This is a genomic window from Chryseobacterium paludis, assembly GCF_025403485.1.
Lineage (GTDB): Bacteria > Bacteroidota > Bacteroidia > Flavobacteriales > Weeksellaceae > Chryseobacterium > Chryseobacterium paludis.
On sequence record NZ_CP099966.1, the window covers coordinates 1,172,061 to 1,188,794 of the forward strand.

Here is a 16,734-nt window from a genome sequence, read left to right on the forward strand (position 1 = left end):
TTTATGATTGGATTTGGAGCATTATTTTTCAAAATCATAAAAATTAATCCCAACTTCATCATCTTTAACTTTTACCATTTTTGTGTTCAAAGGATAAAAAATAAATTCTCCTGCACCGCGGATCTTTGCATCCAAGAGATGTCCTGCCAAAGCGGTATAGTCCTGTCTTCCCAACGTGATATGCAAATGGAGTAGTGGTTTATCATCCATTACTGAAACATTTCCTGAAATATTAGAGGCCTCCATTTGTTCATTGAAAGTCTTATCGACATAATTTTTTGTCGAAGGAACAAAAAACCGAAGTGTTGCCTCGCTTACTGCACCTATTCCTGTTATCTCTCCGGACTGTATTTTTTGAACCTTAACAAAGTCCGTCAATGCTTCTACAATACCTGACCTGTCTTTTACACTTACAATATAGATCTCATCTACTTTTTTAGCAGTCCAAAGAGTTCCTTTAAAAATATCCGTGTTCATACCATGTTTTTATAATGATTATTTTTTCAGATAATTGATAATACCGATCACATCATCTTTTCCAAATCCCGCATCATGAGCCGACTGGTAGGTATCAATTAATGTTTTTGATAATGGATAATCAGCTCCCGCTTTTTTGGCGAGAAGAATATCTTTTAACATAAGATCTAATGCAAATGCCGGTTCATAGTTATCATTCACCAGTAGTGGTGTTTTAACTTTTGTAGCACCACTACCACTTGCGCTCTCATTAATAATGTCCAGCATATCTTTACGTTCTATTCCTAGCTTATCCGAAAATAAAACAGTCTCAGCAAGTCCTTGATATAGGGTAGATATGAAATAGTTTACTGATAATTTTGCAGCAATTCCTTTTCCATTCTCTCCCAAATGCTTGATGGTTTTTCCAAGCTTTTGTAAATAAGGTTGTGCACGCTCTACATCTTTTTCTTCGCCACCTACCATAATAATCAGGGTACCATCAGCAGCAGGTTTTGTACTTCCGGCAACAGGAGCATCAATAAATCCGGCTTCTTTTATTTTAACAGCGGAAGAAATATCATTACTTGCCTCAGGAGAAATAGTACTCATATCAACGAACAGTTTACCATGAATATCTACTGATAGTATTTCTTCATATACTGCTCTTACTGCATCATCATTGGTCAGCATTGTAAAAATAACATCACTGTTTTTAATCACATCTGAAACCTTACTGTAAACTGTTGATTTTTCTTTAAAGTCTTCCGCTTTTTCAATTGTTCTGTTATAAACAGATAGCGGAAATCCCGCTTTTTCCAGATTTTTGGCCATTGGATTTCCCATATTTCCTAATCCAATAAACCCTAATTTTGTATTTTCCATAGCTTTTATAATATTAATGATAATGAGAGTAAAGAGTAAAGAGAAAAGACTATTATGGTCGATAATTTCAACTTTTAATCTTTAGTTTTTAAAAAGTATTTACCAGATCATCGATTGTTTTCAGTTCTTCTTTGCTTAAATTAATATGAATTGCATTTGCATTTTGAACAGCTTGTTCCACATTTCTGGCTCCTGCTAAGGCGATAGTGATTCCAGGTCTTTCAATAGTCCATCTTAAAACCAACTGACTCAAACTTGCATTATGCTGTTCTGCAATAGGTTTAATTTTATCTAAAAAGACATTTGTTTTTTCAACAAATTGGGGTTGAAAATGAGGTAAACTAGCTCTATGATCACCGGGTTTAAACTCATAACCGGAATGTATTTCCCCTGTTAGCAATCCTCTTTCTAATGGGCTGTAAGCCAACACAGACTTGTTGTGATCTATGCAGTAAGAAACTGTTTCGCTTTCAACGGTGCGGTTGACCATATTGAATGGAATTTGGTTAGAAACCAAAGGAAGCGTTCTTTCGGCTTGCTGTATCTGTGATGCAGTATAATTACAAACTCCTGCAAAACGCACTTTTCCCTGTTCTATTAATTTTAAAACAGCCTCAAAAGTTTCATCGATGGGAGTGGTAGAATCTGGCCAGTGAATTTGATACAGATCAATATAATCAGTTCCTAATCTCTTTAAGCTTTGTTCACATTCATAAATAATGCTTTCTTTTCCCGCATATTTATAAACTTCGATCGCATTTCCATTATGATCATAGCTTTTCATTGCAAAATCTCCTTTCTCCAAATCCCAACGCATCCCGAATTTTGTGAGAATTTGAACTTTATCACGAGAAAATCCTTTAATAGCCTCTCCAACAATTTCCTCACTGGCTCCCTGTCCATAAATTGGGGCAGTATCAATAGAAGTCACTCCAACATCATGAGACGCTTTAATTGCTTCAACAGCTTCCTTTCGATCTTTGCTCTTCCACATCCAACCTCCAGTAGCCCAAGCTCTAAGCGTGATCGCTGAGACTTCCAGTTCACTGCATCCTAATTTTCTGTAATTCATATTTTTTGTGTTAATGTATAATGTAAAAAGTATTGATGACAGACAGCAACTTATCATAAATTGACATCGATGATTTGTGTTAAAACTGCACATTTTGTACTCTGAAACTTTATCATTATTACATCATATAAATTTAGGGAAATATGTGGTTAAACAATATTTAAATCAGATCCTTTATTATTTAAATTCATTAATTAATATAAATATTACATATCAATCTTATGGTAGAAATAAGCTTAAATTTTTCATCTTGGAATTTTTTATAATCAGAAAACTTACGGAAATTTGCAGAAATGATAAAGCAGTAAGTAAAATGAAGATCATCGATGTTGAACAATGGAACAGAAAAGAACATTTTAATTTTTTTTCAAAAATGGCAAGTCCATATTTTGGTTTTACAACAGAAGTAGATTGTACTACGGCTTATGATACGGTAAAAGCAAATGGCTATTCTTTTTTTGCCTATTACCTTCATAAATCAATGGCCGCAATAAATTCTGTGGATGAATTAAAAATGCGGATCGTAGATGATCAGGTTGTTCTATTTGATGTCATCCACGCCGGAACCACCATTGCCCGAGCTGATGGAACCTTTGGTTTTTCATTTATTCCTTTTTCAGAACAATTTGAAACTTTTAATGCTGAACTTCAGGAAGAAGTTAAAGCGGTACAAAATTCTTCAGGGTTAAGATTGAGTACCGATACTGTGACTAAAGCTTTAATAAGACATTCTACCATTCCGTGGAATACTTTCAGTGCTTTGCTACATCCTACTAATCTTGATCCAACAGAATCTATCCCCAAAATTACGTTTGGAAAATTTAGTATCCGCGAGGGGAGAAAATACCTGCCTGTTTCTATTGAAGCACATCACGGTCTGGCTGATGGTCTTCATATTGCAAAATATCTGGAAGAATTTCAAAGACAGCTGGATCTTTAAGAAATATTTTTCATATAAATAGGTATCTTTGTGTCTATCTAAAAGATATTCCATTCTTTAGTTCACTAATTTCTTTCATTAAATTTAAATTTAAAATTTTGCTATGCAGACGAGCTCATCTCCTGGTATTTCACGTACTGTAATCTGGCTAATGGCTATTATTTCAGGACTGGTAGTTGCAAATAATTATTATAACCAACCCTTACTGGCTCTTATTTCTGACGACCTGGATGTTTCTGAAAGTGCAGCAAGTAAAATTTCTGTACTTACTCAGGTAGGATATGCATTAGGACTTTTACTAATTGTCCCTCTTGGGGATAAATTTCTACGTAAAAAACTGATACTGGCAGATCTTTTTCTGGTTTTCGGATCTCTTTTATGGATGACTTTTGCCACTCATTTGTGGATGCTTTATGCTGCCAGTTTACTAATTGGGATGACTTCTGTAATTCCCCAGCTTTTTGTGCCTATCGCTGCTGAGCTCTCATCTGATGAAGAGCGGTCTTCCAATATTGGAGTGGTGATGTCAGGTTTACTGATGGGCATTCTCTTATCACGTTTTGTAGGTGGAATTGTGGGTGAAATATGGGGTTGGAGAGCCATGTTTGGCATTGCTGCGGGTGTAATGATCGTTGTCTGGATCGCGGTATATAAAATGCTTCCGGATCTGCTTCCTAATTTCAAAGGGACTTATAAAGAACTGATGCGCTCTGTATTTCACTTAGCCAGAACACAACCTGTTTTACAATTGGCCTCTTTCCGTGGAGCAATGGCTTTCGGTTCAATGTGTGCATTGTTTACATCTCTGGCTTTTCATATGGAAAAAGCTCCTTTTAATGCCGGTTCATCTGTTGTAGGAAGTTTCGGATTGGCAGGAGCCGTTGGAGCATTAGCTGCCGCTAAAGTTGGGAAATTTCAAAAATTTATGGATCTGAACAGGATCATCCTGTATTCATTACTTATCGTACTGGGAAGCTGGGCATTTACATATTTTGCAGGTGAAACCTATTGGGGATTGATTGTAGGTGTTATCCTTGTTGACCTTGGTGTTCAATCAAGCCATATTATGAATCAGACCAATTATTTTTTAATTAAAACCAATGCAGTCAACAGATTAAATACCGTTTATATGGTTTGTTATTTCATTGGTGGATCACTTGGAACCTGGCTGGCTTCCATTGCCTGGCATTACGCACAGTGGAATGGAGTATGTTTTGTAGGGGCTAGTTTCGGACTTCTGGCTTTGATAGCCCACATATTATTTAATAAAAAAGTGACCAGTAATTCTTAATTGTGTCCGGTTAAAATACTATTTGTGATTTCCTTTAATTTTTAAGATCAGTTGTTAATGTCCGTTTTTTATTAATTTCCGGTGTTTCTCACCCCATTTTTCCAACACTTCCCATATCGGGATCAGTTCTCTGGCAATATCTGTCAATTCGTAATCTACTCTTGTTGGAACTTCAGCATACACAGTTCTCTTGATAAGACTCTCTTTTTCCAGCTCTCTCAATTGTAGCGTCAGCATTCTTTCTGTGATTCCGCAAATTCGGTCGCGGACTTCACTGAAGCGCAATTTATTATCCTTTAATTGATTTAATATCAATAATTTCCATCTTCCTCCAATTTTACAAACTGCATACGACAGATCACATTCCTGTATGTATTTTCTATTGATGCTATTTGTCGAATTTTCTTTTATTTCCCCCATGGCTTACAAATTTGTTAGTCCCATACAATTCACTGTATACAGTGCAAATGTAAGATTTGAAAATTAATTTTGTCCCTGCAAACTGAAAATATTCAGTAATGGGAACAATAGCGCTAAAGTTTCCTGCAATAAAATATTTAACATAAAATAAAAAGAAAAATGCAATTAACATTACCGATAACTCAAATTTTAAATCATTTAGAAAAAATACAGCTATTCAATGCACTTAATCCATTAGAAGAAACCCGAAAATACCTTGATACCATGACGTTTCAATTGAGTGAAAAAAAAGAGGCTGTAAAGATGATTGAGGAATTCAATATTACCCACGGAAAACATGAAATACCAACTAGAGTGTATCGTCCAAAAGGAAGGGAAAATCCAAGCTCTTCAGCCATCATCTATATACATGGAGGATGGTTTATTGCGGGGGGCTTTGAAACCCATGATGCTGTCGTTCGGAAATTAGCCAATAAAACTGGGTCAGTTGTCATTTTTATAGATTATAGATTGGCTCCGGAGCATCCTTTCCCTGCCGGACTCAATGATTGTACTCATGTGGTAAAATGGGTTGTTGATAATGCTGTATCTCTGGGGATAGACAGGCATCAGATTGGGATCATAGGTGACAGTGCAGGTGGAGCACTTGCTACCAGTGTTTCAACACAGCTAGGGGAACTGTTTAAGTTTCAGATCTTAATTTATCCTGCAGCTGATAATAAACTCAATACAAACTCCTGGTCAATCTATGAAAATGGACCTGTTTTAAACAAAAAAGGTGGAATTGAAGCCTGGAAACATTATTATCCTACGGGAGAAAACCAACCTGCTCCTTTAGCAGTTCCTATTACTAATTGAAGATTTTAAAAATACACCCCCTACTATGGTTATTTTAGCAGAGCATGATCCATTAAGAGATGAAGGAGAAGAACTGGCACAGCATATGAAAGATACAGGGATTCCTGTCCATATCAGCTTCTATAAAGATATGGTTCATGGCTTTATGCATATGGGAGAAATTCTAAATGAAGTTCAGAAAGCTGTAGATGAGATGGCGATTTTTGCCAGTCAGAATTTTGAAACCATCACAGAAAAGCAGGGATGAAAAAGTATGCATATATTGGATGTCTGGGGTTTATTGCAGTCATTACGACCGAATTTGGAGTCATTGGAATCTTACCACAAATAGCAGACTATTACAAAATAAGCATAGATAAAGCAGGCTATTTACTAAGTGCTTTCGCTTTAATCATTGCTTTAACAGGACCTTTTATGACCTTATTGACATCAGGATTTAACCGTAAAAGTGTAATGTTTACTGCGATATTTATATTTCTTATCACCGGAATTGTCTCTTATTTTTCTCCTCCATTTTGGCTTTTAATACTTGTAAGAATCTTACCTGCTTTCTTACAGCCTGTTTATATTGCAACAGCATTGTCTGTTGCGGTATCACAGGCTGATAAAAAATACAGTAATCAACTTATGGGTATTGTATTTAGTGGGGTAGCTATTGCAATGGTTACTACGGTTCCTTTTGCAACCTGGATTGCTAGTTTGTGGTCATGGGAATATTCATTTCTCATCCAGTCCATTGTAAGTTTAATTGCACTAATAGCCATTTATTGTGTATTGCCCTCTATGCCTGTAAAAGAAAAGAAAACATACGGAAGCCAGATTAAAATACTTACACAGCCTACTTTTATAATCAGCACAGCAATGAATTTTTTTATGATTACCGCTTGGTTTTCTACCTATAGTTATTTTGCAGATTATCTGAATAAAGCTAAGGGGATGGATTCTACCATGGTGAGTTATATGCTTTTTTTATTTGGAATTATCGGGGTCATTGCCAATTGGATCGCGGGAAAAATGCTTAGCAAAAATATAACACTTACTACAGCTTTTTTTCTTTCAGGAACTATTATTATTATGCCTGTACTTCTATATTGGTCTGATGGAAGTATGATCATGACTATTATTGCCATTGGAATTTGGGGGTTTCTGTATTCCCCGAGTTTTCTTAATGCGTCCACTTATATGATCTCTTCAGCACCGAATTCTTTGGAGTTTGCCAATAGTCTGGCTACTTCGTTTGGTAATTTGGGAGTAACTCTTGGAACAACACTCGGAGGCTGGATGATTATCCGTTATGACGTTCAGTATAATCCATGGATCGGGCTTTTTTTTGGACTGCTAGCCTTACTGATGATAGGGTTAAGAAGCATGATAGAGAGAAAAAAGAAAATGGTGACAGCAAGAAACAGTTAAATGTAATAAATTTTGTTACATTAAAAATATTTGGTAACTTTGCAGGATTAAATTTATCAAAAGAAATACAATGAAAATAGAAATCTGGTCGGATGTTATGTGTCCGTTTTGCTATATAGGAAAGAATAATTTTGAACAGGCTTTAGAAAAGTTACCCTTTAAAGATCAGGTAGAAGTAGAGTGGAAGAGTTTTCAACTGGATCCGACACTGAATCCATCAGAAACGAAAAACACCCTTACTTATTTTAGAGAAAAGAAAGGATTTCCTGAGGCTCAGGCTAGTCAAATGATCAGCCAGGTAGCACAAATGGGTAAAGGTGCGGGAATTGATTTTAATTTTGAAAAAGCTTTAATCACCAATACTTTTTCTGCTCATAAACTTCTACACTTATCAAAAAAGTATCATAAGTCTAATGAAATGGAAGAAGCATTATTTATTGCTCACTTTATTGACGGTAAGAATGTAGGTGATCCTGACACTTTAGTATCTATTGCAGACTCATTGGGTATTGACAGAGAGGAAGCAAAGCAGGCTGTAACTTCAGAGGAATTTACTCATGAAGTGAATGAAGATATTCAACAGGCAAGAAATAATGGAATTACAGGTGTCCCGTTTTTCGTTTTAAATGGTAAATATGCTGTATCAGGAGCCCAACCTGTTGACGTTTTTGAAAATGCACTTCAGCAAACATACAAAGAAACTGTTTCATCATTTACAGATCTTTCTAATGGAGAGAATGCCTGTGATGCTGATGGATGCAGTATTTAGTGAGATATTTAAAAAAAAAAAGAACCATTACATAAAACCTGAAGAATTTCTTCGGGTTTCTTCTTTTCTATTTGTATTTTTACCATAAAGACCTTTATTTTATTTCTGTACATAATATTAATGAAAATCCATTTTTACCAACCTGCGAATCCAGTACTAAGAAAATATATCCAGGGATATTATTTTATGTCTAAAGATGATCCTGATCATGCATTACGGTATCTTACATTTCCCAATAACTTTTTTATTGTATCGGCTTGCCAGAATGCTGAAGTAATGGAGAATGAAAATAAAATAGAAATTTCCCAATCTCCTGAAGAAAATGTACTTGTTGACCTCGTTTCGCGGTGTACCACCTCTACTGAGATATACTACATACAAGCTATCAATGAAATTACGATTTATTTTAAACCATTAGGAATATATCATTTTTTCAGTAATGAGAATATTGTATTTCTTGAAGATGAAATCATTGCCTCTGACTTTCCGGAAATAGTGAATTCTATTCTCAATGAATCAGACCGGGAAACACAAATACAAAAACTAGAAGATTATTGGCTTTCAAAATTTATAGAGAAGGATCTGAGCTTTGTAAAAAAGATAACGCAGAACCTTGAAACTGATATTAGTATCGAAGATATCGCTCAGAAGAATGGAATAACTCGTCAGTATGTCAATAAAATTTCTAAACGCTATCTCGCTAAATCTGCTTCTGAATATCGGAAAGTACATCGTTTTAGAAAGGCACTGATACAGAATAAACAAATAAAAAACCTGACAGAACTATCTTATGAAAATCTTTTTTATGACCAATCTCATTTTATAAAGGATTTTAAAGAGCTTACCAAAATAACTCCGGGTACTTTTTTTAAGAAAGTTAATACCGAACAGAAAAATATATGGTTGTTTATTTGAATGAGTTTCCTTTTTTACAATTCTCACTTTGCCTACGAAAGTATTTTTGCCATACATTAAATTTTAATCTAATGAAAAAAATACTAATTCTTGCTTTTTCACTTTACTCTTTATCTTCTTTTTGTCAGAATACAAATAGCCCGGTCATAAAAGAGATTTTGGGAAAGGTCAAAGACCACTATTTAGACAAAGATCTTTATAAAAAACTGGATTCTGAACTTCAGTTGAAAAATTTCGAATCTCTTAATGGAAAAAATCTTGCCGAAGAACTTACGAAACAATTAAGAATAATATCTCAAGATCAACACTTTTTTGTTAAATACGTGGAGAATTTCAATCCTGAAGATCGGAAAATTACAAAAGAAATAACCGCTTCAAACAATTTTCACAATAGTCTTGAGAATTTTGGCTTTGAGAATGTAAAAAGATTAGAAGGTAATATTGGTTATATTAATTTCAAAGGATTTGCAGAGCCCAATTCGAGTGCCAAAACGTTAGCATCAGCAATGGATTTTGTGGCTCATACTAATTCATTAATTATTGATCTTAGAGAAAATAGAGGTGGAGATAATGGAATGCTCTTGCTATTTTGCAGCTATTTCTTTAAAGAGAAAACCAATTTGTATTGCACCTATTTCAGAGATAAAGAAAAAACAGTACAGAATAACACGCTATCAAAAGTGCCTGGTCAAAAATATCTCAATAAGAATGTTTACATTCTTACCAGTAAACAATCTTTCTCGGCGGCAGAAGGATTGGCTTACTTTTTAAAAGCATATAAATTAGCCCAGGTAATTGGTGAAAATACCGGTGGAGCAGCTAACCCTGTAGATCCGTTTATAATTGGGAATAAATATCTTCTATTAATTCCTACAGGAAAAGTAACAGCAGCAATAACAGGTGGAAACTGGGAACATACCGGAGTTAGTCCGGATATAAGCACAACTTCTGAAAAGGCTTTTAAAACCGCACATGTTTTGGCACTTAAAGAGATTCTGAAGAACAAAACAGAAACAGATTTAAATAAAAGTGATCTAGAAAAAGTAATACGTCAATTAGAAAATGAATAGATAAAAAAATACTATTTCTTTTATTATTTAAAGCAAAAATCCTTTCGAACAAATGCTCAGAAAGGATTTTTTATTAAAAATTTAAATCTTTCGATTACTTAGAAGTTCGCAAAGTTTTTACCTAAATGCTCTTCTATAACAAAGAATGGATCTTCTTTCAGTGTATGTCCTCTCATATCAAGAAGACTTACCTTACTCATCATCCTTAGCATGATTCTTCTTTCACAGGTATGTTCGACACCGTTGATACTTTTCACACCGGCACGGAAAGCAGATCGTCCGTGAGCACACAAATGGTTATTCACCACGATAACATCTCCAGCCTGAGGAGTAAAATCTGAATAGATCAGGTTTTTTGCTTCCTGCCAGAATTTGCTAAGCGCATGATGTGCCAGATCAGTCTGCTTGATATCTGGATTAAACAGTTGCTCTGCAGCATCGAAACGCATAAAAGGAAGATCTCTATTACCGTACAGAACCGCATCCAAAGTGTCTACTTCTTCTGCTTCGGTTTGTAAATTGGCATCCTTAGGGATCTTAAAAATAGGATCGAATAAAGGTCTGTACTCCTCCCGGATATTTTCATGGGAACGGATAGAGTATAGGGTTGATGGCACCTGCTCCTCATTACGGATATACATAAAGCTTAAAAAGTCAGCCTGATGTTTAAGGAAAGCATCTTCAGTATGTACATATAAATCAGTTGCAGATCCCGATCCGGTCTGTGTTTCACGCATTTTTTCATCCGGAATGATCGCATGGATCAATCCACCTCCTTTACGTTGTGAATAATATTGTACCGGTTTAGACGGAAGAGCTCCGTGTATCAATGCACAGGCAAATCCATATTGATTGAATTTTGAATAATCTGCTGATTGCCAATTAGCAGGGGTACTGCCTATTTTTTCCTGATCAATATCAAAAAGTCCCTGGAAAATAAGAGCCCCATACTGATTTTCAGAAAAGTCACTGGCAAAAGAAGCCAATACTTTTAGCAATCTCTCCGGTAAAAAGTAAGAGGCAAGCTGATGGACCTGCATTACAAATTCACGGTTTTCGAAATTACCATATTTTTTCTCAAGATAATCCACTGCCTCCATGATCATCTTGCGCTCGCCATCTGTAATTTCAATAGCTACAGGAAGTAGCCGCTCTGCAGTCAAACTGCTTTTTTCTAGAATTTTTAAAGAATTCATTAAAAAAAATTTTGTGTTAGGATTAAATTATTATATTTGTTTTTAATTATTCTAAATAACAATAGGGTTGTCAAATTTATGAATTTTTAATTAAGTACCAAACAAAAAATGAAAAAATTTAAAACTTAACGTATTGATTACGAGATGGATACTTCATCTCTATATAGAAATAAAAAAACCACAATTTATTCAATCAACGTTATAAATAAATATATGAACAACGAAATTTTGCCTCACGGGGAAGTGATAAATAGCACTTTGAATCACTTTTCGGGGAAATTTGAAAACATTTTTCATCAAGATAATTATGATCACTATCGTTCCGCTATCAATGACACTTTAAACCTAGTTGGAACTTTTCTTCATAGAAACGACAAACCATTTAGCGGTATCGAAGCTAAAACAATGAAAAAGAAGGTTCAGCACATCGATCTGAATCAAAAACTCTCTTCTTATGAAGAGTTATTAAATGAGGTAGATGATATCTACGTAAAGCATGCCACAGCTTTTCATCTTCCTCAATATGTTGCTCATCTTAATTGCCCAATCGTCATCCCTGCATTGGCCGGAGAAATCCTTGTCAGCGCCATCAATTCTTCCCAAGATACTTACGACCAAAGTGCCGGAGGTACTTTTATGGAAAGAAAACTGATCGACTGGACTGCAGAAAGATTAGGTTATACAACTGAAAGTGATGGTGTTTTTACCGCAGGAGGATCTCAAAGCAACCTAATGGGATTGGTGATGATGAGAGACTGCTATTCTCAAAAGAATTTAAATCACAATATTAAACAGGATGGTCTTCCACCTGAAGCCAGCCGTTTTAGAATCTTTATTTCTGATAAAGCTCATTTTAGCAACTCAAAGAATGCATCAATAATGGGATTGGGTGAGAAATCTATCGTCAAGGTTCCTACAGACAATGAGTTCCGTATGGACATCACTTTACTTCAAAAATACATGAAGAGGGAAATTCTTATGGGGAATATTCCTATCGGGATTATTGCTACTGCAGGAACTACAGATTTTGGAAATGTAGATCCTTTAGAAGACATTGCCAATATTGCAGCACATCACAATATATGGATGCACGTAGATGCAGCATATGGTTGTGCATTGCTTTTAAGTGGTAAATACCGCCATTTATTAAATGGAATAGAAAAAGCAGATTCTGTGACTATAGATTATCACAAATCATTCTTCCAGCCGATCAGCAGCAGTGCTTTTATCGTTAAAAACAAGAGAGAATTGCGAATCCTGAAACATCATGCAGATTACCTGAATCCAGCAGAAATGGATGAGGAGGAAATTCCTGCACAAATCAATAAGTCGATCATACAGAGTACCCGCAGATTTGATGCATTAAAATTATGGTTCACTTTAAGAATGATGGGACAGGAACAATTAGCTGAATACACAGACCGAGTAATCGATCTTACTAAAGATGTAGCAGAGATGATCACGGAAGATCCTGAATTTGAACTTTTATCTCATACAGACCTTAGTGTATTGGTATTCCGTTATCTGAGATCTGATATTGAAGATCTGAATGCCCTGAATCTGCATATTAAAATGAAACTTTTCTATAGTGGAGAAATCCTTGTTGCCAGTACCAAGGTTGATGGTAATTTCTACCTCAAGTTTACCTTCCTTAATCCGATCACTACAACTGAGGATGTTCATCAAATTTTAAATAAAATAAAAACTCATGGAGAAGACTTTGGAACAACAAACTAAGTTTGCAAAAAAAGCGCAGGAAATTACTGCGAGAATCCTGTTAAACGGAATGTTTCGTGAACTTGGAAATGGAAAATTCTACGAAGGGGTTCCAAAATATGATACACTTACAGCTAAAGCACTCCAAAACAGTAATTATCCATTATACCTAAGATTCGACTTAAAGAAAAGCGAACTATTTTTGTTTGCTCCTGTTTCTTACCGCTCTGAAAGTTCTTTCCATGATTATGGATCTCCAGTATGGGCTGTTGATCATAAAAACCAAAAGATTTTTGAAGTGGATCTGGATCAGCTGACTGCATTTGTATATAAAGAATTCTCAGAAAGCTTTAACGAAAAAGGATTTGATCAGTTCATTGATAGAATTCACAGCAGTTTAAAAAATATGGAATTGACCATCGCTGCCAATTCACAAAATGCTGAAGCATTAACCTATTCTTTTTTAGAATCTGAACAACAGCTTCCAATAGGTCATAACCTGCACCCTTTTACAAAATCCAGAATGGGTTTTTCAGAAGAAGAGCAACTTCATTATGGTCCTGAATTCGGTAAAGCGATCCAGCTTGACTATTTTTTGATCGATAAATACAGTGTACGGGAAAATTCTGTCCTGGAAATGTCATGTAAAGAGTTATTGGAGAGCATCGTTTCATTACCTGAAAATATTGAAAAAGAATATCTGACAGATGGCGAGGTACTTTCTGATTTTTATATCGTTCCATGCCACCCCTGGGAAGTACAGTATCTTCTGTTATCACAGGAGGGTAAAGAAATGGTACAACTCCGAAAACTAATTCCTATCGGAGCATTAGGAGATGAATTCTATTCTACATCTTCTATAAGAACTCTTTACAACCTGGATAGTGCCTGGATGCCTAAGTTCTCTTTGCATGTTCTGATGACAGGGTCTATAAGAATAAATAGTTTTAAAGATCTTAAAAGAGGTTACGCTTCTTCTTTATGGTGGAAGACCGTAGCTCATTCTTTTGAGAAAAACTTCAGTCATTTTAAATTATTATTGGAACCTGCTTCATTAGGGGTACATCATAACGGAAAAAATATAGAAAGTCTAAACTTATTACTCCGTGAAAATACCTTTAAACCAAAGGACAAAGTATTATTACTGGCAAGGCTATGTCAGGATGAACCTGCCGATGAATCCAGCTTTGTACAACGTTTTTTCAAAGATGTTGCAGATTGTCTGGAGACTACCAAGGAAGAAGCTATCAGCGTTTGGTTTGAGGCTTATATCAAGCTTCTTATTGCGCCTTTAAACCACCTTTACAGTCAATATGGCATGGCTCCTGAAGCCCATCAGCAGAATTTACTGATTGGATTGAATGATAATCTATTGCCTGAAACTCTTTTTGTAAGAGACGGACAAGGGTATCTGTTGAGAGAAAGCGCAAGAGACCAATACCAGGATCTTTTAAAAGATCATATTGAAATTGAAGAACTTTTTATCAGAGATGAAAGACTTCTTGATATTATTTCACATCATCTTTTGGTAAGTAATTTATCTGCACTGATTACATCATTGGGTAAAACAGGATGGGTAAAAGAAAGAGATCTTATCGATAAGGTTTATAAGGAATTTGTAAAGCTGAATCATGAAGATCCATCTGATATCACCCGCTATGCATTAACAAATCGCTATTGGGGAACAAAAGCCAATTTACAATCAGCCATTCTTGATATGGATGGTGGCATCAATGCTTCTTCTCTTTCATACGCCAGAGTACCCAATCTGCTTCATAAGCACTTCTTTTCAGATCAGCTGATTAATCCGAAAGGAAAAGAGGTTTTCTTCAGACGCTATTTTGAGAAAGAAGATGTTACCATTACCATGCGTCCGATTGATCTTGATGAGGATCTTGAAATGCTTCATGAATGGTTCAACCGTGAACATGCAGTAAAAGTATGGCAAATGAACTGGCCGATTGATGAACTGGAAACCTATTACCGTCTGATGTTACCAAGCGAGGAAGGACACAGTTATATCGTATTAAGCAATGGCGAACCTTCATGTAATATTGAAGTATATTGGCCATGCAGAGACATAGTAGGAGATTACTATGAAGTACTTCCTACAGATTATGGAACACACCAGTTCATAGCCCCTACAGATCCTAAAAAGAAATATGTCTCTCCTTCCACACAATCGATGGTTGATTACGTATTTGCTCAATCAGAGGTAGGAAAAATGGTTGGTGAAGGTTCTGTAGATTCTCTGGCGTCGATGATGAATAAAGCACATGTAGGTTTTAAAGTCGAGAAAGTTATTGAAATGCCTCATAAAAAGGCCAACCTTAATTTCTGCTACAGAGAATGGTACTGGGAAAAATTCCCTCAAAACAAAGATGTACAAATCAATGCAACAATCACTGAAAATGAATAACGAAACAATATATAATGTAATTGGAATAGGTATCGGACCTTTCAATCTGGGTCTTGCCGCTTTATCCAATCCAATTTCTGAATTAAAAACACTTTTCCTTGACCAGAGAGACGGTTTCGACTGGCATCCGGGGTTGATGATCGATCATGTAACGCTTCAGACGCCTTTTTTATGCGACTGTGTATCCATGGCCGATCCTACGAATCCTTTAAGTCTCCTGAATTACCTTAAAGAAACGAACAGGCTTTATAAATTCTTTATCAGGGAAGATTTCTTCATCCCTCGTAAGGAATATAACCGTTACTGCCAATGGGTGGTGAGCCAGTTACCGCAGTGTCGTTTTTCAACACAGGTAGTGGATATTATATATGAAGATGGACTTTATCTCATCACAACAGTTCATACCAAAACTAAAGAAGCGGTAGTTTATAAAGCAGAAAGACTGATCCTTGGAACAGGAACACAGCCACATATTCCTTCGTTTATTCCAAAAGAAGATTCACGCATCCTTCATACCAGTTCTTATTTATACCGAAAAGAGGAACTTTTGGCAAAAGGAAAAAAAATAGCTGTGATAGGTTCAGGACAAAGTGCAGCAGAGGTTTTCTATGACCTGCTTCAGAGCCGTAACGAAAATACAGAACTAGGTTGGTATTCCCGACCAGATCGATTCTTTCCAATGGAATATGCTAAACTAACCTTAGAGCTAACCTCTCCTGACTATGTAGATTATTTTTACGGCAGGGATGAAGCAGCAAGAAAATCAATTTTAAGCAAGCAACAGGCTCAGTTTAAAGGCATCAATTATGACCTGATCAATCAGATCTATGATTTCATTTATGACCTGAACATTGATAATGCTGATCCAAAGCTCACGATTATTCCAAACAGTCAGCTGGATAGGGTAGATAACAGCAGTCCGGATCGTCTTACCCTTGAATTTACACAGAAAGAACAAGGGATTCCTTACGAACAGGAAGCTGATTATATCGTAATAGGAACAGGATATCGTTATCAAGAGCCTTCATTCCTAAAGAATATTGAATCTAGAATTAAAAGAGATTCATCTGGTTTATACGCTGTCAACAGAAATTATTCTATAGATCATAATGGTGGTGAAATTTATGTACTTCATGCAGAAGTTCATACTCACAGCTATATTTCTACGGATCTTGGAATGGCTGCATACCGAAATTCTTACATCATCAACGATATTCTCGGAAGAGAATATTACAAAGTCGAAAAGAAAATCGCTTTTCAGGATTTTGACGTCGAAAAATATTCTACTATACCCACAACTGCCACTATTTAATA

16 protein-coding genes are annotated in these 16,734 nt (G+C 35.7%); 11 read left to right on the top strand and 5 right to left on the bottom strand.

All coding sequences use genetic code 11. The features are described 5' to 3' along the window. Positions 1 to 21: 21 nt before the first annotated feature. The 3 genes from NG806_RS05000 to NG806_RS05010 form a co-directional block, all read right to left on the bottom strand. Positions 22 to 477 (bottom strand): PPC domain-containing DNA-binding protein, encoded by a 456-nt coding sequence (locus tag NG806_RS05000; protein ID WP_214825007.1) that lies wholly within the window; start codon positions 475 to 477, stop codon positions 22 to 24. A gap of 18 nt (positions 478 to 495) precedes the next feature. After that, positions 496 to 1,341: an NAD(P)-dependent oxidoreductase gene (locus tag NG806_RS05005; protein ID WP_214825006.1), complete on the bottom strand. Its 846-nt coding sequence runs from the start codon at positions 1,339 to 1,341 to the stop codon at positions 496 to 498. An 88-nt stretch (positions 1,342 to 1,429) separates the two neighbouring features. Further along, on the bottom strand, positions 1,430 to 2,413 hold the full coding sequence (locus NG806_RS05010) for an aldo/keto reductase (protein WP_261512166.1): 984 nt from the start codon (positions 2,411 to 2,413) through the stop codon (positions 1,430 to 1,432). 250 nt (positions 2,414 to 2,663) lie between these two features. Between NG806_RS05010 and NG806_RS05015 the strand changes: the two genes are divergently transcribed. Next, a complete protein-coding gene (locus NG806_RS05015) occupies positions 2,664 to 3,353 on the top strand; it encodes a chloramphenicol acetyltransferase (RefSeq protein ID WP_251040449.1) in 690 nt (229 codons plus the stop codon). Between the two features lie 103 nt (positions 3,354 to 3,456). After that, positions 3,457 to 4,644 (top strand): MFS transporter, encoded by a 1,188-nt coding sequence (locus tag NG806_RS05020; protein ID WP_214825002.1) that lies wholly within the window; start codon positions 3,457 to 3,459, stop codon positions 4,642 to 4,644. A gap of 54 nt (positions 4,645 to 4,698) precedes the next feature. On the opposite strand, the gene NG806_RS05025 is transcribed toward NG806_RS05020, so the two are convergent. After that, positions 4,699 to 5,064, bottom strand: a complete 366-nt coding sequence (locus tag NG806_RS05025) for a winged helix-turn-helix transcriptional regulator (protein WP_214825000.1) — start codon at positions 5,062 to 5,064, stop codon at positions 4,699 to 4,701. Positions 5,065 to 5,223: 159 nt separating this feature from the next. On the opposite strand from NG806_RS05025, the gene NG806_RS05030 reads away from it, so the two are divergent. The 6 genes from NG806_RS05030 (at position 5,224) to NG806_RS05055 (ending at position 10,089) form a co-directional block, all read left to right on the top strand. Next, positions 5,224 to 5,922 (top strand): alpha/beta hydrolase, encoded by a 699-nt coding sequence (locus NG806_RS05030; RefSeq protein ID WP_261512170.1) that lies wholly within the window; start codon positions 5,224 to 5,226, stop codon positions 5,920 to 5,922. A gap of 25 nt (positions 5,923 to 5,947) precedes the next feature. Continuing rightward, positions 5,948 to 6,169 (top strand): alpha/beta hydrolase, encoded by a 222-nt coding sequence (locus NG806_RS05035; protein ID WP_261512171.1) that lies wholly within the window; start codon positions 5,948 to 5,950, stop codon positions 6,167 to 6,169. Continuing rightward, the gene (locus NG806_RS05040) at positions 6,166 to 7,335 is read left to right on the top strand and encodes an MFS transporter (protein ID WP_261512172.1); all 1,170 of its coding nucleotides are present in this window, start codon (positions 6,166 to 6,168) and stop codon (positions 7,333 to 7,335) included. The genes NG806_RS05035 and NG806_RS05040 overlap by 4 nt, the downstream gene beginning before the upstream one ends. 70 nt (positions 7,336 to 7,405) lie before the next feature. Continuing rightward, positions 7,406 to 8,104 (top strand): DsbA family oxidoreductase, encoded by a 699-nt coding sequence (locus NG806_RS05045; protein ID WP_261512173.1) that lies wholly within the window; start codon positions 7,406 to 7,408, stop codon positions 8,102 to 8,104. A gap of 120 nt (positions 8,105 to 8,224) precedes the next feature. After that, entirely contained in the window at positions 8,225 to 9,019 is a 795-nt protein-coding gene (locus tag NG806_RS05050) for a helix-turn-helix domain-containing protein (protein WP_261512175.1), read from the top strand. 71 nt (positions 9,020 to 9,090) lie between these two features. After that, positions 9,091 to 10,089 (top strand): S41 family peptidase, encoded by a 999-nt coding sequence (locus NG806_RS05055; RefSeq protein WP_261512177.1) that lies wholly within the window; start codon positions 9,091 to 9,093, stop codon positions 10,087 to 10,089. Positions 10,090 to 10,187: 98 nt separating this feature from the next. On the opposite strand, the gene NG806_RS05060 is transcribed toward NG806_RS05055, so the two are convergent. Continuing rightward, the gene (locus NG806_RS05060) at positions 10,188 to 11,285 is read right to left on the bottom strand and encodes a Fe(II)-2OG oxygenase family protein (RefSeq protein WP_261512184.1); all 1,098 of its coding nucleotides are present in this window, start codon (positions 11,283 to 11,285) and stop codon (positions 10,188 to 10,190) included. Positions 11,286 to 11,498: 213 nt separating this feature from the next. Here NG806_RS05060 and NG806_RS05065 point away from each other — a divergent pair, with 213 nt between their 5' ends. The 3 genes from NG806_RS05065 to NG806_RS05075 are packed head-to-tail and all read left to right on the top strand — an operon-like array spanning position 11,499 to position 16,732. Beyond that, positions 11,499 to 13,022 carry a pyridoxal phosphate-dependent decarboxylase family protein gene (locus tag NG806_RS05065; protein WP_261512186.1) on the top strand — a complete coding sequence of 508 codons (1,524 nt, stop codon included), beginning with the start codon at positions 11,499 to 11,501 and terminating at the stop codon, positions 13,020 to 13,022. Further along, positions 12,994 to 15,420, top strand: a complete 2,427-nt coding sequence (locus tag NG806_RS05070) for a GNAT family N-acetyltransferase (RefSeq protein WP_261512187.1) — start codon at positions 12,994 to 12,996, stop codon at positions 15,418 to 15,420. The genes NG806_RS05065 and NG806_RS05070 overlap by 29 nt, the downstream gene beginning before the upstream one ends. Then, complete coding sequence (locus NG806_RS05075; protein WP_214824975.1) at positions 15,413 to 16,732, top strand: lysine N(6)-hydroxylase/L-ornithine N(5)-oxygenase family protein; 1,320 nt, start codon at positions 15,413 to 15,415, stop codon at positions 16,730 to 16,732. The genes NG806_RS05070 and NG806_RS05075 overlap by 8 nt, the downstream gene beginning before the upstream one ends. Positions 16,733 to 16,734: the final 2 nt, after the last annotated feature.